Source organism: Streptomyces sp. GL_141, assembly GCF_057834385.1.
The window spans coordinates 2851327-2869469 of sequence record NZ_CM174402.1; the positions used below are offsets into that span (position 1 = coordinate 2851327).

Genomic DNA, 18143 nt, shown 5'->3' on the forward strand with positions numbered 1-18143 from the left:
CCGTACCATCGGGGCATGGCTACCGACACAAGCTCCGCCTCCGCCGCTGCCGTGCCCGAACAGGACGCGATCCTGGACGCGCTGGCGACGGTGAACGACCCCGAGATCCACCGGCCGATCACCGAGCTGGGCATGGTCAAATCGGTGGAGATCGGCGACGGCGGCGAGGTCGCCGTCACCGTGTTCCTGACCGTGTCGGGCTGCCCCATGCGCGAGACCATCACCAACCTGGTCACCGAGGCCGTGCAGCGGGTCCCCGGCGTCACCTCGGTCGCCGTCACGCTGGACGTGATGAGCGACGAGCAGCGCAAGGACCTCGCGGCGACCCTGCGCGGCGGCACCGCCGAGCGCGAGGTCCCCTTCGCCCAGCCCGGCTCGCTGACCCGCGTCTACGCGGTCGCCTCCGGCAAGGGCGGCGTCGGCAAGTCCTCGGTCACCGTGAACCTCGCGGCGGCGATGGCGGCCGACGGCCTGAAGGTCGGCGTCGTCGATGCCGACATCTACGGCCACAGCGTGCCGCGCATGCTCGGTGTGGAGGGCCGCCCCACCCAGGTCGAGAACATGATCATGCCGCCGTCCTCGCACGGCGTGAAGGTCATCTCCATCGGCATGTTCACCCCGGGCAACGCGCCCGTGGTGTGGCGCGGTCCGATGCTGCACCGGGCACTCCAGCAGTTCCTCGCCGACGTGTACTGGGGCGACCTGGACGTCCTGCTGCTCGACCTGCCGCCGGGCACCGGTGACATCGCGATCTCCGTGGCGCAGCTGGTGCCGAACGCCGAGATCCTCGTCGTGACCACCCCGCAGCAGGCCGCGGCCGAGGTCGCGGAGCGGGCCGGCTCGATCGCCGTGCAGACCCACCAGAAGATCGTCGGCGTCGTCGAGAACATGTCCGGGCTGCCCTGCCCGCACTGCGACGAGATGGTCGACGTGTTCGGCTCCGGCGGTGGCCAGAAGGTCGCCGACGGCCTGACCAAGACGGTCGGCGCGGCGGTACCGGTGCTGGGCTCGATCCCGATCGACGTCCGCCTGCGCGAGGGCGGCGACGACGGCACCCCGGTCGTCCTGTCCGACCCCGACTCCCCCGCCGGTGCGGCCCTGCGCGCCATCGCCGGCAAGCTCGGCGGCCGGGCCCGCGGCCTGGCCGGCATGTCGCTGGGCATCACCCCGCGCAACAAGTTCTGACGTAGCGTCCGACGACACGAAGAAGGGACCACCGGTGGCATTCCACCGGTGGTCCCTTCTTTCGTCTCTTGCGCCCTACTCGTACGCCGCTCTTGCGTCCTACTCGTACGCCGCCAGGTCCCCGATCACCGAGAACCCGATCCCGTACGCGCTCATCCCCCGCCCGAAGGCACCGAGGTGCACCCCGCTCCCGGTCGATCCGGCCAGGACCCAGCCGAACTCCGACTCGCGGTAGTGGAACGGCGTCGGCTCCCCGTCCACCGGCAGCGACAACGTCGACCAGTCGGGGCCCGCGAGGTCGTCCGCGAGCTCCCACGCGGCCTCGGTCTGCTGGTCGAGCCAGTCGTCGCGCAGGCTGTGGTCCATCTGCCCCGGCCAGCTGTAGGCCAGCAGCCCCGAGCCGGCCAGCCAGGCCGCCGAGGAGACCGAGGTGGCCTCCAGGACGCCGGTGCCGTCGGCGGTGCGGCGCAGCGGGTTGCTGGCCACCGTGACGACCACCGCGAAGCGCTCCTTCTCCCCGGTGGCGATCTCGCCGCGGGCGGAGGGCTCGTCACCGTGACCGGTCGAGCCGTGCTCCACGCTGCCGTCGGCGCCCGCGGCGACCTGCATCAGCCAGCGGGGGCCGGTGAAGGCCCCGTCCAGCCCGTACCAGGGGAAGTCGGCCCGCAGGTACCCTTCGGCCGCCCGGCGGGCGGCAGGGACGGGCGGGGCGGCCGCGTCCGGGGGCTGCGGATGGTCCTGGGGTGCGGGCGTCTGTGCCTCGGCGGGCTGCGTGCCTACCCGGCTACTGCTCGTCGTCTCCATCTGAGCGGCCTCTCGTTCCGTGGGATCCGGAACGGCCCACCCCCCTCGGGCGTCCTGGGTCCGGACTCAAAGGAGGATAGCCATCCGACCGCGGTTCGCCGGGCAGGCAGGCGCGCGCGTGGTCCCGGGTGGCGTCAGAACGTGGTCCCGGGGGGCATCAGAACGTGGTCCCGGGGGGCGTCGGAGCGTGGTCCCGGGGGCGTCAGGTCGCGTCGGCGTCGTAGCGCGTGCGCTGCTCCTGCGCCGGGGTCACGGGCTTCTTGACCATGTCCGGTCCGGCGCCCGGCGCGGCGGCGGGGAGGGCGCCGCCGGCGGCCGCGGCCGCTTCCGGCTCCTTGCCGTTGACCGCGTCGGTGACGTCGTTGAGCTCCTTGCGGAGATCGAAGCTGCTCCGGATCTCCTTGAGGTCCTCGTTCTCCGTCAGCTGCTTGCGGATGAAGTTCTTCGGGTTCAGGTCCTCGAACTCGAAGTCCTTGAATTCCGGCCCGAGCTCGGAGCGGATGTCCTGCTTCGCGCTGTCGGAGAACGCGCGGATCTTCCGGATGACGCCCGTGACGTCCTGGATGACCTTGGGCAGCTTGTCCGGGCCGAAGATGAGGATCGCGAGCACCACGATCGTGACCAGCTCGAGTGCGCCTATGTCGTTGAACACCTTGCCCCGCTCCTCGGCTCTCTTCACGTCAGGCCTGTCACACGGTACCCGGCCGGGTCCGCAGGCCAATACACCAGGACCGGCTGATTACCCGACCGGTTCTGCTTTCACCCGCCCGTCATGAACCGTTCGCCGACCCGAGGACCACTTCCAGCGTGCGCTCCCGGCCCTCGCGCAGCACGGTGAGGGCGAGCCGGTCGCCCGGCCGGTGGGCCCGGATCTTGATCACCAGCTCGTCGCCGCCGTGCACCCGTACCCCGTCGACCTTGGTGATCACGTCGCCCGGCCTGATGCCCGCGCGGGCTCCGGGCCCGCCCGCGGTCACGGCGGGCTTCCCGCCCTCGCCCTTCTCCCCCACCCGGGCCCCGTCGCCGGAGTAGTCCATGTCCAGGGTGACGCCGATGACGGGATGGGTGGCGCGGCCGGTGCGCATCAGCTCCTCGGCGACGCGCTTGCCCTGGTTCACCGGGATGGCGAAGCCGAGGCCGATGCTGCCGCGCTGCTGCGCGGAGCTGTCCCCGCCGTCGCCTCCGCGGATGGCGCTGTTGATGCCGATGACCTGGGCCCTGGCGTCGAGGAGCGGCCCGCCGGAGTTGCCGGGGTTGATGGGGGCGTCGGTCTGGAGTGCGTCGACGTAGCTGACGTCGCTGCCGTCGCCCTTGTCTCCCCCGGCGGTGATGGGGCGGCCGGTGGCGCTGATGATCCCCGCGGTGACGGTGTTGGAGAGGTCGAAGGGGGCGCCGATGGCCACCACCGGGTCGCCGACCTTGACGTTCTCGGAGTTGCCGAGCGCGAGCGGCCGCAGGCCCCGTACCCCGTCGACCTTGACCACGGCCAGGTCGTAGCCGGTGTCGCCGCCGACCAGCTCGGCGGCGACGCTCTCGCCGGTGCTGAAGGTGACCGTTATCGTCCGGGCCCCGTGGACCACGTGGTTGTTGGTGAGGATGTGGCCCTGCCCGTCGAGGACGAAGCCGGTGCCGGTCGAACTGCCCTCCGCGGCGTTGACGTGCAGGGTGACCACGCCGGGCAGCGCGGTGGCGGCGATCCCGGCCACGCTGTCGGGAGCCCGGCCGCCGTCGGCGGGGGCCGACTGCGGGAGTTCCAGGCGGGTACCGGCCCGCCGCTCGGCGAGCACGCCGGCGTAGCCGCCGATGCCGCCGGCCAGGAGGGCGGCCCCGAGGCCGAGGACGATGCCCTGGCGCAGCCGGAAGCGGTGCGAGCCCGCCTTGCCGTGGTCCACCGTCTGGAGCGGCCGCACGTCCCACGGGTCGTACCGCGGCCCCGCGTCCGGGTCCGTGAGCGGCTCCGGCGCGGTCCGCGGAGGCGGTACGGATCCCTCGTGCCCGGCGACCGGCCCCGCGGGGCGGCTCCACCACTGGGGCACCGGGGCGGGGGCCCGCGCGGGCGCCGTCACCGGATCCGGGTGCGGGTCCGCGTACGCAGCGGCCCTAGGGGGCGGTACGGATCCCTCGTGCGCGCCGCCGGGCTCCGCGGGGCGGCTCCACCACCGGGGCAGGGGGGCGGGGACCGGATCCGCCGCCGGATCGGTCTGCTGACTGTCGGACATGGGTGCTCCCCGCCTGCCTGTCGGTCTCCGCCGGCCGCCCGGGGCGGCGCATCTGGCGGAGATTCAACCAGGTTGCCCGCGCCGCCCGCCCCGGCGGGCCGCACGGGCGGGGCGCCGGGGCGATCCGCCGGGGCAGGAAGGGCCACCGCCCCGCACCGCTCAGCGGTACAGGGACACCGGGCGTGCGGAGCTCGTCGGGCGGGAGGGCACCGGGGAGACCGCGAGCGGGGAGACCGGGCGCAGCGTCGGGACGGTGCCCGGCTTCGGCAGCCGGTTCTCCCGGACCACCGCGTCGACCACCGGAACCACGGGTCCCGTGCGCGCGGCCGGGGCCTCGCCCCGGGCATTGGGCTCGACCGCTTCCATCGGCAGCGAACCGCCCAGCGCGATCGCGGCGAGCGACACCGCTCCGGCGGCCACGAACGCGAAGCGGCGCCGCTGCCGGCCCACCTCGTGTATCCGGAAGCCCTGCTGCTGTGGCGCGGCGGCGGCCGCGGGCGGCGCGTAGCCGAAGGAGCCGAAGGGGTCGGCTCCCGGCGGCGGGCCGAAGGGGCCGGAAGGTCCTGAGGGGCCCTCGGGGCCGCTTCCCGGCAGCCCCTGCAACCGTGCCAGCAGCCCGGCCGACAGCGGAGGGGGCGCGCTCTCCACGAACATGGTCTTCAGGCGGCGCTGCGCATCGGCCTCGGCCTTGCACTTGGAACACGTCGCCAGGTGCGCCAGTACCCGCTCGCGGGCGTCGTGGCTCAACTCCCCGTCCACGAGGGCGGCGAGCCGGTCGCCCAGGTGGTGCTCCGCGGAGGACGCCTGTTCGGCGGGCGACGGGGACGGACTGATCCCGCTCACTCCGCTCCGCCCTCTCCCCCGGCGCCGGGGGCGCCCACTGCCACGCCGGCCAGGGCGCGCTGCTCCGCACGGGCCTCGGGAGACCGGTGCTTGAGCGCCTTGCGCAGGTGCGAACGGCCCCGGTGGATACGGCTGCGCACGGTGCCGAGCTTCACGCCCAGGGTCGCGGCGATCTCCTCGTACGACAGGCCCTCGATGTCACAGAGCACCACGGCGGCACGGAACTCGGGCGCGAGGGTGTCCAGCGCCTGCTGCACGTCCGCGTCGAAGTGGGTGTCGTGCAGCACCTGCTGCGGGGACGGCTCGCGGCTCGGCAGCCGCTCGGCGGCGTCGTCGGCGAGGGCGTCGAAGCGGATCCGCTGCTTGCGGCGGACCATGTCGAGGAAGAGGTTGGTGGTGATCCGGTGCAGCCAGCCCTCGAAGGTGCCGGGCGTGTACGTGGACAGCGAGCGGAAGACGCGGACGAAGACTTCCTGCGTCAGGTCCTCGGCGTCGTGCTGGTTGCCCGTCAGCCTGTAGGCGAGGCGGTAGACCCGCGCACTGTGCGTGCTGACGATCTCCTCCCACGAGGGAGGGGTCCACGCCTGGGAGCCCGCATCGGCGGCGAAAGTCGCGGTGGTTGCGGTGTCTACGGTGCGGAAACGGTCAGCAATGTTGGTCACGGTTTTCGGCTCACCGGCCGACCAGAAGAGGCGTCGGAGGACACCCCCACGATCCACAGGCGCAGCCGCACCTCCCCTGTCGGCTCTGGTGGTGTCCAGCGGAATCCCTACCATAGCCACCCCTCCCGTCAGCTCTGGATAAGCATTTTTGCAGTAACTTTGCACGGGCTCCGGGCCCCGGGCCGCTCTTGCGTCTCTACTGCTCTCAACGCCCGGTCCCATCTGCGGGTTCCCGACTCCAGCGGATACAGTCACCGTTGCGCCAACTATGGGGACAGGAGAGGGTCATTACCGGCAACCGGCAGACGAGCTGGGCGTTCGCCGACGCGTTTGTCGCCGAAGACGACGCTCTGCGATGGGCCCGCGACCGGTCCAGGGAAGCGGGACTTCGTTCCGTCTCCCCCGGCACCGGGGCCGCGCTGCGCCTGCTCGCCGCCACCGCGGACGCCAAGGCGGTCGCCGAGATCGGCACGGGAACCGGCGTGTCCGGCATCCACCTCCTGCACGGAATGCGCGCCGACGGGGTCCTGACCACGGTGGATCCCGAAGCGGACCGGCAGGCCTTCGCCCGCCAGGCCTTCCGCGCCGCGGGCTTCGCCGGCAACCGCGCCCGCTTCATCCCGGGCCGCGCCCTGGACGTACTGCCCCGGCTGGCCGACGGCGGATACGACCTCGTCTTCTGCGACGGGGACCCGTCCGAGTCCCTCGACTACCTCGCTGAATCGTTGCGCCTGCTCCGCCCCGGCGGCCTCGTCTGTTTCGAGGGGGTCTTCTCGGACGGCCGTACGGTCGACTCCGCGGCCCAGCCGGTGGAGGTGCTCCGCGTCCGCGAACTGCTGCGCAGCGTCCGCGAGAGCCCGGCCCTGGAGGCCGCCCTGCTCCCGGTGGGCGACGGCCTGCTGTGCGCGGTCCGGCGCTGAGCCGTCAGCGCAGCAGTGCGAAGGTCAGCGCGGCCGTACCGCCCAGTGCGGTGCCTGCGAGGAGCTGCGCCGTGGTGTGCGCCTTCAGCACCAGCCGGGACCAGCCCACGCCGGCGGCGACCAGCACCGCGGGGAGCAGCACCGGGCCGAAGACCAGCAGCAGGACCATCACGGTGCCGCCGGCCACCGACATGTGGATGGATATCTGCCAGCCGACCGTCACCAGCAGCGACGAGACGAGGCCGACGAGCATCGCGACGACGAGCGCGAACACGTCGGCCGGGGCGCCGAGCACGCGCAGGAGGGTGATCCCGGCGACGACCGAGACCAGGCTCAGCCCCATCGGGACGACCCGCTGGCGCCGTACCCGGATGTGCTGGTCGGTCAGCGCCCCGCGCCGGACCCCGAGCAGGATGATGCCGATCGGGACCACTCCGCAGAACAGGGCGCCGAGCAGGCCCCAGCCGAGGCCCGCCCACGACCCGGTGCTGTGCCAGCCGATCAGCAGGAGCTGGGCCACCACCAGGTTCGCCGGCGCCAGGACCTCCGTGAGGACCCGGGCCGTCTTCTGACGGGGCGTGCAGTCGGCGAAGGCGGGCGGAGCGGGCGGGGAGAAGGACACGGTGCGGCTCCGGCGATCACGATCTGGGGCTCGGTCCGGGGCGGGCCCGGTTCCGGGGACACAACACTGCCCCGACCGCTTGGCGCGGCCGGGGCAGTGCAGAGAATGCAGCGAAAGTACGGTCAGCGCCCCTGGGGGATCAGCCGACGACCTTCTTCAGGGCGTCACCCAGGGCGTCCGCCTCGTCCGGAGTCAGCTCGACGACGAGCCGACCGCCGCCCTCGAGCGGTACGCGCATGACGATGCCCCGCCCCTCCTTGGTGACCTCGAGCGGGCCGTCGCCCGTCCGCGGCTTCATGGCCGCCATGCTCGTTCCCCTTCCTGAAACCAGTTCATCGTCAGCCGACGGCCCCATTCAGGCGCCTAGTACCCGGCATCGAACACATTGCTTCCAGGCCATTATCCCGCATGTCAGGACCCGATGACCAACATCGGCTGGGAACGCTTGTGCAACGCGCTTGACCAAAACCACTCATTTCGGGGACACGCCTGCGATACTTCGCCGCCGCGCCACGAGTCTGCCCTTCCGTTTATTTGACGCACATCACATGTGCGACCCCGGTCCGGTCCGCCATGCTGACCTTTGCACCGGCCGGTACCGGCCGGTAGCCAGCCCGCGACGAAGGGGGACCCCCGCCATGGCCGACAGCGTGCTCTACGAAGTGACCGACGGACTCGCGACCATCACGATCAACCGTCCCGAGGCCATGAACGCCATGAACACCGAGGCCAAGGTCGCCCTGCGCGACGCGGCCCGGGCGGCGGCCGAGGATCCGGCCGTACGGGCGGTCCTGCTCACCGCGGCCGGCAACCGGGCGTTCTGCGTGGGCCAGGACCTCAAGGAGCACGTCGGGTTCCTTGCGGCCGACCGGGAGCACGGTTCCTCGCTGACCATGAACACCGTCGCGGAGCACTACAACCCGATCGTCCGGGCGCTGACGGAGATGCCGAAGCCGGTGGTCGCGGGCGTCAACGGCGTGGCGGCGGGCGCGGGCTTCGGGTTCGCCCTGGCGGCGGACTTCCGCGTGGTCGCGGACACCGCCTCCTTCAACACCTCCTTCGCGGGGGTCGCCCTGACGGCCGACTCGGGCGTCTCGTGGACGCTGCCCCGCCTGATCGGCGGCTCGCGCGCCTCCGACCTGCTGCTCTTCCCCCGGTCCGTGAAGGCCCAGGAAGCCCTGGAACTCGGCATCGCGAACCGCGTCGTCCCCTCGGAGGAGCTGGCGGCCGAGGCGCTGGCCGTGGCCCGGCGACTGGCTGAGGGCCCGACGGTCGCCTACGCCGCGCTGAAGGAGTCCCTCGCGTACGGGGCCTCGCGGTCGCTGTCCGAGGCGCTGGACCGTGAGGACGTGCTCCAGGCCCGTGCGGGGTCCTCCGAGGACCACGGGATCGCCGTGGAGGCCTTCCTCGCGAAGCAGCCTCCGCGCTACCTGGGCCGCTAACGCCCCCGGGCCGGTAGGGAGCCCCGCTGCGCGAGCACGGACACCGCTGCGCGGACGCGGGCACCGCTGCGCGGGGCGAAGTCCCCTCCCCGCCCTTCGCCCGTTCCCCGGGGCTGTGCCCCGGACCCCCTGGGGCTCCGCCCCAGACCCCGCGCCTCAAACGCCGGCGAGGCTGAAGTTGTGCCGCGCAGCGGCACAACCAGCCCGTCCGGCGCTTGAGGACCGGGTCCGGGCAGAGCCCGGGGAACGGTGGAAGGGCGGGGAGGGGACTTCGCCCCGCAGGACCGACCCAGCCGCACCCAGCCGGGCCGGGCCGTGTCAGGTCAGGGCAGGTCGCGGGCCATGCAGCGTGCCAGGTGGTCGTTGACGAGGCCGCAGGCCTGCATCAGGGCGTAGGCCGTCGTGGGGCCCACGAACCGGATGCCCGCCTTCTTCAGGGCCTTGGCCAGGGCCGTGGACTCCGGGGTGACCGCCGGGATCTCGGTGGTGCTCTTCGGGGCCCGCCCCGGCGCCGGGGCGTGGGACCAGATCAGGGCGTCCAGTTCGCCCGCCCCCCACCCGGCCAGGGTCTTCGCGTTGGCGAGGGTCGCCTCGATCTTGGCCCGGTTCCGGATGATGCCCTCGTCGGCGAGGAGCCGCTCCACGTCCGCCGCCCCGAACTCCGCCACCTCGGCGATCTCGAAGCCCGCGAAGGCCGCCCGGAACCCCTCGCGCCGGCGCAGGATCGTCAGCCAGGACAGCCCCGACTGGAAGGCCTCCAGGCACAGCCGCTCGTACAGCGCGTCGTCCCCGTGGACCGGACGGCCCCACTCCGTGTCGTGGTACGCGATGTAGTCCTCGGTGGCCAGCCCCCAGGGGCACCGCAGGCCCCCGTCGGGGCCGGCGAGCACTCCGCTCACTGCTCGGCGGCCTTGGTCAGGTCCACGGACCCGTCGGCGGATCCGGACCCGGCACCCGCCCCGGCTGCCGCCGCGGCGGTCAGCTCGGCGATCCGCGCGTCGCGCTCCGCGAGCTCCGCCGCCAGCCGCTCCAGTACGTCATCCACGTCGGACATCCGGTAGCCGCGCGGGGCCACCGGCAGGCGCAGCTCGTCGATGTCCGCCCGTACGACGGGACGGTTCTCCGGGAGGGCGTCGGACAGCCGGTCGGGCTCGGCCTCCGGCAGCACGGCCTCGGACCCCCCGCCGGCCACCGCGAGGGTGACTCCCGCGACGACCACGACCAGCGCGATGAGCAAGAACGCGAACACGATCAACTCCCCTGAGAGACTCCGGCCACCAGGTTAAGGTCGCAGGCGAGGCGCAAGGGTCGCCGAAGGAGGAAAGAGCAGGATGCTGCGACTGGGCAGGCGCGAGTTCGACGACCACGAGCCGGTGATCATGGCCATCGTGAACCGGACCCCTGACTCCTTCTACGACCAGGGAGCGACCTTCCGCGACGAGCCGGCCCTGGACCGGGTCGAGCAGGCGGTGGCCGAGGGCGCCGCGATCATCGACATCGGCGGGGTGAAGGCCGGTCCCGGCGAGCACGTGGACGCGGCGGAGGAGGCCCGGCGCACGGTCGGCTTCGTCGCCGAGGTGCGCCGCCGCCACCCCGACGTGGTGATCAGTGTCGACACGTGGCGGCACGAGGTCGGCGAGGCGGTCTGCGAGGCCGGGGCCGATCTGCTCAACGACGCCTGGGGCGGCGTCGACCCGAAGCTCGCGGAGGTCGCCGCGCGCCACGGCGCGGGCATCGTCTGCACCCACGCGGGCGGGGTCGAGCCGCGGACCCGGCCGCACCGGACCGCGTACGAGGACGTGATGGCCGACATCCTCCGCGTCACGGTCGGCCTGGCCGAGCGCGCGGCGGCGCTGGGCGTACCCCGCGAGTCGATCATGATCGACCCGGGCCACGACTTCGGCAAGAACACCCGCCACTCGCTGGAGGCCACCCGGCGCCTGTCCGAGATGACGGAGACGGGCTGGCCGGTCCTGGTCTCCCTCTCCAACAAGGACTTCGTCGGCGAGACCCTCGACAAGCCCGTGAAGGAACGCCTCCTGGGCACCCTGGCCACGACGGCCGTCTCGGCCTGGCTGGGCGCCCAGGTCTACCGCGTCCACGAGGTCGCGGAAACCAAGCAGATCCTCGACATGGTCCGCTCCATCCAGGGCCACCGTCCCCCGGCGGTCGCCCGCCGGGGGCTGGCGTAACGGCCCGCGGCGGCTCCTACCTGCCGACTTCCTTCGTCACGAGCGCGATCGCCTCGTCCACGTCGTCGGTGACGTGGAACAGGTAGAGGTCCTTCTCCGAGGCCTTGCCCTGGGCGATGACCGTGCCCTTCAGCCAGTCGATGAGCCCGCTCCAGTACTCCGTGCCGAACAGCACGATCGGGAAGCGGGTGATCTTCTGCGTCTGGACCAGGGTCAGGGCCTCGAACAGCTCGTCGAGGGTGCCGAGCCCGCCCGGCAGGACCACGAAGCCCTGGCTGTACTTCACGAACATCGTCTTGCGGACGAAGAAGTAGCGGAAGTTCAGCCCGAGGTCGACGTGCTGGTTGAGCCCCTGCTCGAAGGGGAGCTCGATGCCCAGGCCCACCGAGATGCCGTTGGCCTCCCGCGCGCCCTTGTTGGCCGCCTCCATCGCGCCCGGGCCGCCGCCGGTGATCACCGCGAAGCCGGCCTCCACGAGCGCGCCGCCGATCCGCACGCCCGCCTCGTACTCGGGCGAGTCCGCCGGCGTCCGGGCGGAGCCGAACACGCTGATCGCCGGCGGCAGCTCCGCCAGGGTGCCGAAGCCCTCGATGAACTCCGACTGGATGCGCAGGACCCGCCACGGATCGGTGTGCACCCACTCGGAGGGCCCGGCCGAATCCAGCAGCCGCTGGTCCGTCGTACTGCCGGCCTGCACCTGGCCCCGCCTCCTCAGCACCGGCCCGAGCTGCTGCTCCTCGGGCCGACGACGAGCGGACCCTTCAGGGTTGCCCATGATGTGCTCCCTCCTGCTGATCGTTGGATCAGGTTAGGCGCACAAAGGTGACGAGAAGCGGAATTCAGGAGGTCAGCCAGGCGCGGAGTCGTTCCTCGCAGTGGAGGATCGCCTTTGTTTCGACGCGCTCGTCGGCCTTGTGGGCCAGGAGGGCGTCGCCCGGGCCGTAGTTGACCGCCGGGACGCCCAGGGCGCTGAAGCGGGAGACGTCCGTCCATCCGAACTTCGGCATGGCGTGTCCTCCGACGGCCTCCATGAAGGCCGCGGCGGCCGGGTGGGAGAGGCCGGGGAGGGCGCCCGGGGAGAGGTCGTCGATCACGAACTCGTCGATGTCGCAGTCCGCGAAGACCTCCCGGACGTGGGCGATGGCCTCGTCCGTGCTGCGGTCGGGGGCGAAGCGGAAGTTGACCGTCACCGTGCACGCGTGAGGGATGACGTTGTTGGCGACGCCGCCGTCGATGCGGACCGCGTTGAGGCCCTCGTGGTACTCCAGGCCGTCGATCACGGGCTTGCGGGGCTCGTAGGCCGCCAGCGTGGCCAGGATCGGGCTCGCCGCGTGGATGGCGTTGGAGCCCATCCAGCTGCGCGCGGAGTGGGCGCGCTCGCCGGACGTGCGGAGCAGGACGCGCAGGGTGCCCTGGCAGCCGCCCTCGACCTCGGCGTTGGAGGGTTCGAGGAGGACGGCGAAGTCGCCGGTGAGCCAGTCGGGGTGGGCTTCGGCGACCTTGCCGAGGCCGTTGAGGTCGGCGGCGACCTCTTCCTGGTCGTAGAAGACGAAGGTGAGGTCCCGGTTCGGCTCGGGGACGGTGGCCGCGATGCGCAGCTGTACGGCGACGCCCGACTTCATGTCGGTGGTGCCGCATCCCCACAGGACGTCGTTCTCGTCGAGGCGGGAGGGCACGTTGTCGGCGATCGGCACGGTGTCGAGGTGCCCGGCGAGTACGACGCGTTCGGCGCGGCCCAGGTGGGTGCGCGCGACCACGTTGTTGCCGAAGCGGTCCACGGTCAGGTGCGGCAGGCCGCGCAAGGCGTGTTCCACGAGGTCGGCGAGTACCTTCTCGTCGCCGCTCACGGAGGGGATGTCGACGAGCCGGGCGGTCAGCTCGGCGGCGTCCAGGGTGAGGTCCAGCTCGGATTCGGACATGGAGCTGACCCTAACGCCCCGGGCTGCGGCGAAGCCTTGTCCGTCCGGCCGATGGACGCGTCATATGGCTCAAGTACGGTGGGCGGCGTGCCGCAGACCGATCACCCCCGCCCTCGCCGCCGCCGTCGCCCGCTCCGCTGGGCGGCGGGCTTCCTGGTGCTGGTGGCGGTCGCCGGGTACTTCGTCGTGCAGCGTGCGTCGAACGACAACGGCGGCGTGCCCTACTGCACGGCTTCGGCCGACGGGAAGAGCGGCACGAAGGGGTCGGGCCAGTTCGACGAGATGTCCCCCGAGCAGGCGGCGAACGCCGCGGCGATAGCCGCCGTCGGGGTCTCCAAGGGGATGCCCGACCGGGCCGTGACCATCGCGCTGGCGACCGCCATGCAGGAGTCGGCCCTGCGCAACCTGGACCACGGCGACCGCGATTCGCTGGGCCTGTTCCAGCAGCGGCCCTCGCAGGGCTGGGGCACGCCGGACCAGATCATGGACCCCGTGTACTCGGCCGGGATCTTCTACGACCGGCTGGCCGAGGTCAAGGGGTACTCGCGGCTCCCGCTGACGGTGGCGGCGCAGAAGGTGCAGCTCAGCGGTTTCCCACAGGCCTACGCGAAGCACGAGCCGGACGCCACGGTGCTGACCGCGGCCTTCACCGGCGCCGGCCACCTGACCTGTACGGGGCCCGCGCCCGCGGGGCCCGGCGATCCGGCGAAGGTCCGGGCGGAGCTGACCCGGCTGCTCGGCAAGAACCCCCTGTACACGCTGCCCGCGGCCGCGGGCGGCGGGGCGGGAGGCAACGCCGGGGCGGCCGGCGCCGAGTCCGAGGTGACCCTGGTGGCGAAGCCCGGCGGCGGGGATCCGGCGGCGCGGACCGGGCAGGTGCTCGCGCAGTGGGCGGTGGCCAGCTCCCGCGAGCTGGGGATCACGCGGGTCTCGTACACCGCGAAGTCCTGGGTGGCGGGCAAGGACGGCGACCGGTGGCGGGAGCGGGGCGCCGCGGGCGCCGGAAACGGCGCCGGGGATCCCGGCGCCGCGGCTCCGGGCCAGGTACGGATCTTCGTGCGCGGCTGATTTCCCGGTGGACGGGCGTACGACCCGTCCCCCGTACGGGGGTGACCCGTACGGCGGACACGGGGGTCCCGGCGGGCACGCAACCGCAGGTCGGCGCGTGTTCCGAGCGGTCGGCCCGGTAGCCGATTAAACGATCCGTTACTGATCCTTTACCCACCGGCTCCGCAACTCGCGCCCCCCTCCGAGCGGTTGTCACGGCGTACTCAGCCGCTACCGCTTAGGAGCAACATGTCCCTCCCCCTGACCCGTCGGATCGCCCGTGCCGCGCTGCTCCTCGCAGCCGGGGCAGCGCCCGTGGTCGGTGCGGCCGGCGCGGCCAGCGCCGCGGGCCTGGAGTCCGTGCCGCAGCTGGGCGCGCTCACCGCGCCGGACGCGACGGTCGCCGCCGCGGGCGACACCGCCGCCGAGGCCGCGCCCGTCGCCTCCACCCTTCCGGCGCCCGCGCCCGCCGGCGAGGTGACCGGCGCCGCGGGCAGCCTGCTGGCGGGGCTGCCCCTCGCCGGCGGCGGGCTGCCGGGCGGCCTGCCGACCAGCGGCCTCCCGGCCGGGCTGCCCGGCCTCGGCTAGCCGCAGCCGTCACGGAACACCGAAGGGCCCGGGAGCACGAACTCCCGGGCCCTTCGGGCTGTTCTGCCGCTACGGCTCCAGCCGCTTGACCGCCGCCGCGACGCGTTCGTCGGTGGCCGTGAAGGCGACGCGGACGAAGTGCGCGCCCGCCTCGCCGTAGAAGTCGCCCGGTGCGACCAGGACGCCGAGCTCGGCCAGGTGGGCGACGGTGTCCCAGCAGGGCTCGTCCCGGGTCACCCACAGGTACAGGCTGGCCTCGCTGTGCTCGACCCGGAAGCCGTGCGCCTCCAGGGCCGTGCGCAGCGCCGCGCGGCGGGCCGCGTAGCGCACCCGCTGCTCCTCGACGTGTACGTCGTCGCCCAGGGCCGCCACCGTGGCCGCCTGCACGGGGGCCGGGGTCATCATGCCGCCGTGCTTGCGGATCTGGAGCAGCTCGCCCAGGACTTCGGCGTCACCGGCGATGAAGGCCGCCCGGTAGCCGGCCAGGTTGGACCGCTTGGAGAGCGAGTGGACGGCGACGATGCCCTCGTAGGAGCCGCCGCAGACCTCGTCGTGCAGGACGGAGACGGGCTCGGCTTCCCAGCCCAGTTCGAGGTAGCACTCGTCGCTGAAGATCAGGATCCCGTGCTCGCGCGCCCAGGCCACGATCCGGACGAGCTCCTCCTTGGGGAGGACCTTGCCGGTGGGGTTGGACGGGGAGTTGAGCCACAGCAGCTTGACGCGGGCCGGGTCGAGATCGGTGGTGGGGTCGTCGTAGACCACCGGCTCTGCGCCGCACAGCCGCGCACCGACCTCGTACGTCGGGTAGGCCAGCCGGGGGTACGCGATCTGGTCTCCGGCGCCCAGGCCCAGCTGGGTGGGCAGCCAGGCCACCAGTTCCTTGGAGCCGACGACCGGCAGGACGTTGCGGTGCCCGGCGGCGCTCGCGCCGAGGCGGCCGCGCACCCAGCCGGTGATCGCGTCGCGCAGGGCGGGGGTGCCCCACACCGTGGGATAGCCCGGGGAGTCCGCGGCCTCGATCAGGGCGCGCTGGATCAGCTCCGGCACCGGGTCCACGGGGGTGCCGACGGAGAGGTCGACGATCCCGTCCGGGTGGGCCGCCGCCGTCGCCTTGTACGGCTCCAGCTTGTCCCAGGGGAAGACGGGGAGACGGGCTGAGACTGCGGCCACGGTGTGCTCTCGCTTTCCGGGTGTTGCGTGCTTTCCAGAAGGTGTTCGTCGTACTGCCGACGGTGCGCCACCGAAACGGCCTCGGTCCCGTGCGGCTGTGAGCCGTACGGGACCGAGGGACGCGCGTGGGGCGTTACCCGACCGTCAGTGGCTCGGGTTGATGTCCGCCGGAAGCGCTGCGATGAAGGGGTGGTCGCGCTCGATCAGGCCGAGCTTGGAAGCACCACCGGGCGAACCGAGCTCGTCGAAGAACTCGACGTTCGCCTTGTAGTAGTCCTTCCACTCCTCCGGAGTGTCGTCCTCGTAGAAGATGGCCTCGACCGGGCAGACCGGCTCACACGCACCACAGTCGACGCACTCGTCCGGGTGGATGTACAAGGACCGCTGGCCCTCGTAGATGCAGTCGACGGGGCACTCTTCGATGCATGCCTTGTCCTTGACGTCGACACAAGGCTCCGCGATGACGTAGGTCACGCTCTCGTTCCTCCTCATAAGGGCTTTCCATATCGCGCGGGAGCGCGGCGTCGTCGATGCCCGCCTCTAGTATCTCCGTTCCCGGGCACGATCCGAACAGGAGGGGCGGACAGAGCTGTGGAAATCACTGCCGGTGGACGGCTGGAGATCCGGATTACACCCGCTGACGTGGGTAAACGTGTCTCTGTGCGACGGGTGGAGCACGGCTCGACCGGGAGCCCCTCTTTCACGGACACCGTAGGGGTTCTCACATCCTGGAACGCGGGTGTGGTGACGATCACACGAAAGACCGGCGAGTCCGTCCGCATCGCGGAATCCTCGCTGGTGGCGGGCAAGGTCGTACCGGCCGCTCCGGCCCGCCGCAGGGGCCCCGCGGCCTCCTTCGAGGAGCTCGCGCGGGTCTGCGCACGGTCCTGGGTGCCGCTGGAGAGCGAGCCGCTGGGCGAGTGGACGCTGCGCGCGGCCGGCGGATTCACCCGCCGGGCCAACTCCGTGCTGCCGCTCGGCGATCCCGGGATCCCGCTGGACGATGCACTCGCGCGGGTGACCTCCTGGTACGCGCGGAGGGACCTTCCGGCCTACGTCCAGACCTCCACGGGGGCCGCCGGCACGCAGGAGCTGCTCTGCGCGGAGCTGGAGGACCGGGGCTGGGTCAGCGAGGTGTCGGCGCAGGTGCGGGTCGGCGGGCTGGCGGCGGTCGGCGACCTGGACGTGGACGATTCCGTGGTCGCGGGCGTACGGCTGACCCGTACGCCGGACGAGGACTGGCTCTCCCGCTACGGGCGGGTGAAGGATCCCGGGACCGCCCGCCGGGTGCTGACGGCGGGGCCCTCGGTGTGGTTCGCGGCGGTGCCCGGCCGGGCGATCGGGCGGCTCGTGGTGGACGGCCGGTGGGCCGGGTTCGGTGCCGTCGAGGTCGACCCGGAGCACCGGCGCCGCGGGCACGCCACGGCCGTGATGGCGGCGCTGGCGCGGCGCGCGCTGGAGGAGGGCGCGTCGGCGGCCTGGCTCCAGGTGGAGAGCGACAACACCGGGGCGCGGGCCCTGTACGAGGGGATGGGCTTCGCGACGCACCACTCCTACCACCACTACCGCCGGGCGGCGGTGTGACCTCGCCCTGGCGGGAGCGGTTCGCCGCCGAGGCGCGGGCGGAGCGGCCCGATCTGGCCGCGCTGTGCCTGCTGCTGGCCGCGGAGGGGGACCCGGAGCTCGACGAACGGGCCATGGACTGGGCGCAGATCGAGCTGGACCGGCTGGCGGGAATGCTGCCGTACGGGCTGCGGGGCGCTCGCGCGTGGGCTTCGGCGGTGTCCGAACTGCTGGGCGGGCGGATGGGGTTCCACGGCACTCCGGGCGACTACGACCGGCTCTCGTCCTCGCTGCTGCACGAGGTGCTGCGGCGGCGCCGGGGGCTGCCCATCCTGCTGTCCGTGGTCTGGCTGGAGGTGGCCCGGCGGGCCGGGGCTCCGGTGTACGGGCTGGCCCTGCCGGGGCACTTCGTGGTGGGCTTCGGGGATCCGGAGGAGGGTGTGGTCGTCGACCCCTTCGCGGGGGGCGCCTCGCTGGGCGCGGGTCCGGCGGAGCTGGCGGCGGGGCCGCGGACCGCGGCGCGCACGATGGACATCGTGCTGCGGATCCTCAACAACATCCGGGCGTGGGCCTCGTCGCGGCCCGAGCACTCGGGGGTGGCGCTGTGGGCGCTGGACCTGGCGCTGCTGCTGCCTTCGCATCCTGCGGCGTTGCGGTACGAGCGGGCGAAGCTGCTCGTGGAGCGGGGGGAGTTCGTGGCGGGGGCGGCGGAGATGGAGTCCTACGCGGTGGTCGTGGACGTGATCGATCCGCCGTCCGCCGTGCGGATTCGCGCGGAGGCAATGGCCGCGCGGGCCCTGCTGAACTAGCCCGGCTGCGGGTGTGCCGCTGCGCGGTGCGAAGTCCCCTACCCCCCCTTCCGCCGTTCCCCGGGGCTCTGCCCCGGACCCCGGTCCTCAAACGCCGGACGGGCTGAATTCGGCTGACGTGACAACGGAGCCCCTCCCCCGGGTTCGGGGAGGGGCTC

The 18143-nt window shown here is 72.7% G+C and carries 21 protein-coding genes; 8 read left to right on the forward strand and 13 right to left on the reverse strand.

All coding sequences use genetic code 11. The features are described 5' to 3' along the window. Positions 1 to 15: 15 nt before the first annotated feature. A complete protein-coding gene (locus AC3IX6_RS12045) occupies positions 16 to 1185 on the forward strand; it encodes an Mrp/NBP35 family ATP-binding protein (protein WP_266904798.1) in 1170 nt (389 codons plus the stop codon). Positions 1186 to 1284: 99 nt separating this feature from the next. On the opposite strand, the gene AC3IX6_RS12050 is transcribed toward AC3IX6_RS12045, so the two are convergent. From AC3IX6_RS12050 to sigE, 5 genes are all read right to left on the reverse strand, one after another. Then, positions 1285 to 1989: a hypothetical protein gene (locus tag AC3IX6_RS12050; protein WP_489370115.1), complete on the reverse strand. Its 705-nt coding sequence runs from the start codon at positions 1987 to 1989 to the stop codon at positions 1285 to 1287. Between the two features lie 202 nt (positions 1990 to 2191). Continuing rightward, complete coding sequence (locus AC3IX6_RS12055; RefSeq protein WP_489371421.1) at positions 2192 to 2641, reverse strand: sec-independent translocase; 450 nt, start codon at positions 2639 to 2641, stop codon at positions 2192 to 2194. A 118-nt stretch (positions 2642 to 2759) separates the two neighbouring features. Beyond that, positions 2760 to 4208 (reverse strand): S1C family serine protease, encoded by a 1449-nt coding sequence (locus AC3IX6_RS12060; RefSeq protein WP_489370116.1) that lies wholly within the window; start codon positions 4206 to 4208, stop codon positions 2760 to 2762. Between the two features lie 159 nt (positions 4209 to 4367). Beyond that, positions 4368 to 5051, reverse strand: a complete 684-nt coding sequence (locus tag AC3IX6_RS12065; protein WP_489370117.1) for an anti-sigma factor family protein — start codon at positions 5049 to 5051, stop codon at positions 4368 to 4370. Then, positions 5048 to 5827: an RNA polymerase sigma factor SigE gene (sigE, locus tag AC3IX6_RS12070; RefSeq protein ID WP_489370118.1), complete on the reverse strand. Its 780-nt coding sequence runs from the start codon at positions 5825 to 5827 to the stop codon at positions 5048 to 5050. The genes AC3IX6_RS12065 and sigE overlap by 4 nt, the downstream gene beginning before the upstream one ends. Before the next feature lie 143 nt (positions 5828 to 5970). Here sigE and AC3IX6_RS12075 point away from each other — a divergent pair, with 143 nt between their 5' ends. Continuing rightward, positions 5971 to 6633, forward strand: a complete 663-nt coding sequence (locus tag AC3IX6_RS12075; protein ID WP_243335946.1) for an O-methyltransferase — start codon at positions 5971 to 5973, stop codon at positions 6631 to 6633. A 4-nt stretch (positions 6634 to 6637) separates the two neighbouring features. On the opposite strand, the gene AC3IX6_RS12080 is transcribed toward AC3IX6_RS12075, so the two are convergent. Together AC3IX6_RS12080 and AC3IX6_RS12085 are read right to left on the reverse strand one after the other, a co-directional pair. Continuing rightward, positions 6638 to 7255, reverse strand: coding sequence for a hypothetical protein (locus AC3IX6_RS12080; protein ID WP_489370119.1), 618 nt, complete (start codon positions 7253 to 7255; stop codon positions 6638 to 6640). 139 nt (positions 7256 to 7394) lie between these two features. Beyond that, positions 7395 to 7562: a DUF3117 domain-containing protein gene (locus AC3IX6_RS12085; protein WP_003966491.1), complete on the reverse strand. Its 168-nt coding sequence runs from the start codon at positions 7560 to 7562 to the stop codon at positions 7395 to 7397. Between the two features lie 331 nt (positions 7563 to 7893). Here AC3IX6_RS12085 and chcB point away from each other — a divergent pair, with 331 nt between their 5' ends. Continuing rightward, entirely contained in the window at positions 7894 to 8697 is an 804-nt protein-coding gene (gene chcB, locus AC3IX6_RS12090) for a 2-cyclohexenylcarbonyl CoA isomerase (RefSeq protein ID WP_489370120.1), read from the forward strand. A 323-nt stretch (positions 8698 to 9020) separates the two neighbouring features. Here chcB and AC3IX6_RS12095 read toward each other — a convergent pair whose 3' ends face one another. Then, on the reverse strand, positions 9021 to 9596 hold the full coding sequence (locus AC3IX6_RS12095; protein WP_489370121.1) for a DNA-3-methyladenine glycosylase I: 576 nt from the start codon (positions 9594 to 9596) through the stop codon (positions 9021 to 9023). Continuing rightward, positions 9593 to 9952, reverse strand: a complete 360-nt coding sequence (locus AC3IX6_RS12100) for a DivIVA domain-containing protein (RefSeq protein WP_489370122.1) — start codon at positions 9950 to 9952, stop codon at positions 9593 to 9595. The genes AC3IX6_RS12095 and AC3IX6_RS12100 overlap by 4 nt, the downstream gene beginning before the upstream one ends. Before the next feature lie 76 nt (positions 9953 to 10028). Between AC3IX6_RS12100 and folP the strand changes: the two genes are divergently transcribed. After that, positions 10029 to 10889: a dihydropteroate synthase gene (gene folP, locus AC3IX6_RS12105; RefSeq protein WP_489370123.1), complete on the forward strand. Its 861-nt coding sequence runs from the start codon at positions 10029 to 10031 to the stop codon at positions 10887 to 10889. Between the two features lie 16 nt (positions 10890 to 10905). Here the strand turns inward: folP and AC3IX6_RS12110 are convergent, their stop codons facing one another. Further along, positions 10906 to 11664: an LOG family protein gene (locus AC3IX6_RS12110; RefSeq protein WP_489370124.1), complete on the reverse strand. Its 759-nt coding sequence runs from the start codon at positions 11662 to 11664 to the stop codon at positions 10906 to 10908. A 64-nt stretch (positions 11665 to 11728) separates the two neighbouring features. After that, positions 11729 to 12808 (reverse strand): succinyl-diaminopimelate desuccinylase, encoded by a 1080-nt coding sequence (dapE, locus tag AC3IX6_RS12115; protein ID WP_351441536.1) that lies wholly within the window; start codon positions 12806 to 12808, stop codon positions 11729 to 11731. Positions 12809 to 12859: 51 nt separating this feature from the next. On the opposite strand from dapE, the gene AC3IX6_RS12120 reads away from it, so the two are divergent. Further along, positions 12860 to 13876, forward strand: a complete 1017-nt coding sequence (locus AC3IX6_RS12120; RefSeq protein ID WP_489370125.1) for a hypothetical protein — start codon at positions 12860 to 12862, stop codon at positions 13874 to 13876. Positions 13877 to 14104: 228 nt separating this feature from the next. Beyond that, positions 14105 to 14443 carry an ATP-binding protein gene (locus tag AC3IX6_RS12125; protein WP_489370126.1) on the forward strand — a complete coding sequence of 113 codons (339 nt, stop codon included), beginning with the start codon at positions 14105 to 14107 and terminating at the stop codon, positions 14441 to 14443. 69 nt (positions 14444 to 14512) lie between these two features. Here the strand turns inward: AC3IX6_RS12125 and dapC are convergent, their stop codons facing one another. Together dapC and fdxA are read right to left on the reverse strand one after the other, a co-directional pair. Continuing rightward, positions 14513 to 15613 (reverse strand): succinyldiaminopimelate transaminase, encoded by a 1101-nt coding sequence (gene dapC / locus AC3IX6_RS12130; protein WP_489370127.1) that lies wholly within the window; start codon positions 15611 to 15613, stop codon positions 14513 to 14515. Between the two features lie 144 nt (positions 15614 to 15757). Further along, complete coding sequence (fdxA, locus tag AC3IX6_RS12135; protein WP_030868357.1) at positions 15758 to 16087, reverse strand: ferredoxin; 330 nt, start codon at positions 16085 to 16087, stop codon at positions 15758 to 15760. 117 nt (positions 16088 to 16204) lie between these two features. On the opposite strand from fdxA, the gene AC3IX6_RS12140 reads away from it, so the two are divergent. After that, a complete protein-coding gene (locus tag AC3IX6_RS12140) occupies positions 16205 to 17197 on the forward strand; it encodes a GNAT family N-acetyltransferase (RefSeq protein ID WP_489370128.1) in 993 nt (330 codons plus the stop codon). Next, positions 17194 to 17985, forward strand: a complete 792-nt coding sequence (locus AC3IX6_RS12145; RefSeq protein ID WP_489370129.1) for a transglutaminase family protein — start codon at positions 17194 to 17196, stop codon at positions 17983 to 17985. The genes AC3IX6_RS12140 and AC3IX6_RS12145 overlap by 4 nt, the downstream gene beginning before the upstream one ends. Positions 17986 to 18143 lie beyond the last annotated feature (158 nt).

Bases quoted from the DNA above. Each gene is read 5' to 3' on its own strand.
- AC3IX6_RS12050 (WP_489370115.1), bottom strand. From the start codon at position 1,989: ATGGAGACGACGAGCAGTAGCCGGGTAGGCACGCAGCCCGCCGAGGCA.
- dapE (WP_351441536.1), bottom strand. From the start codon at position 12,808: ATGTCCGAATCCGAGCTGGACCTCACCCTGGACGCCGCCGAGCTGACC.
- AC3IX6_RS12060 (WP_489370116.1), bottom strand. From the start codon at position 4,208: ATGTCCGACAGTCAGCAGACCGATCCGGCGGCGGATCCGGTCCCCGCC.
- AC3IX6_RS12125 (WP_489370126.1), top strand. From the start codon at position 14,105: ATGTCCCTCCCCCTGACCCGTCGGATCGCCCGTGCCGCGCTGCTCCTC.
- sigE (WP_489370118.1), bottom strand. From the start codon at position 5,827: ATGGTAGGGATTCCGCTGGACACCACCAGAGCCGACAGGGGAGGTGCG.
- AC3IX6_RS12085 (WP_003966491.1), bottom strand. From the start codon at position 7,562: ATGGCGGCCATGAAGCCGCGGACGGGCGACGGCCCGCTCGAGGTCACC.
- AC3IX6_RS12120 (WP_489370125.1), top strand. From the start codon at position 12,860: ATGGACGCGTCATATGGCTCAAGTACGGTGGGCGGCGTGCCGCAGACC.
- AC3IX6_RS12045 (WP_266904798.1), top strand. From the start codon at position 16: ATGGCTACCGACACAAGCTCCGCCTCCGCCGCTGCCGTGCCCGAACAG.
- AC3IX6_RS12110 (WP_489370124.1), bottom strand. From the start codon at position 11,664: ATGGGCAACCCTGAAGGGTCCGCTCGTCGTCGGCCCGAGGAGCAGCAG.
- chcB (WP_489370120.1), top strand. From the start codon at position 7,894: ATGGCCGACAGCGTGCTCTACGAAGTGACCGACGGACTCGCGACCATC.
- folP (WP_489370123.1), top strand. From the start codon at position 10,029: ATGCTGCGACTGGGCAGGCGCGAGTTCGACGACCACGAGCCGGTGATC.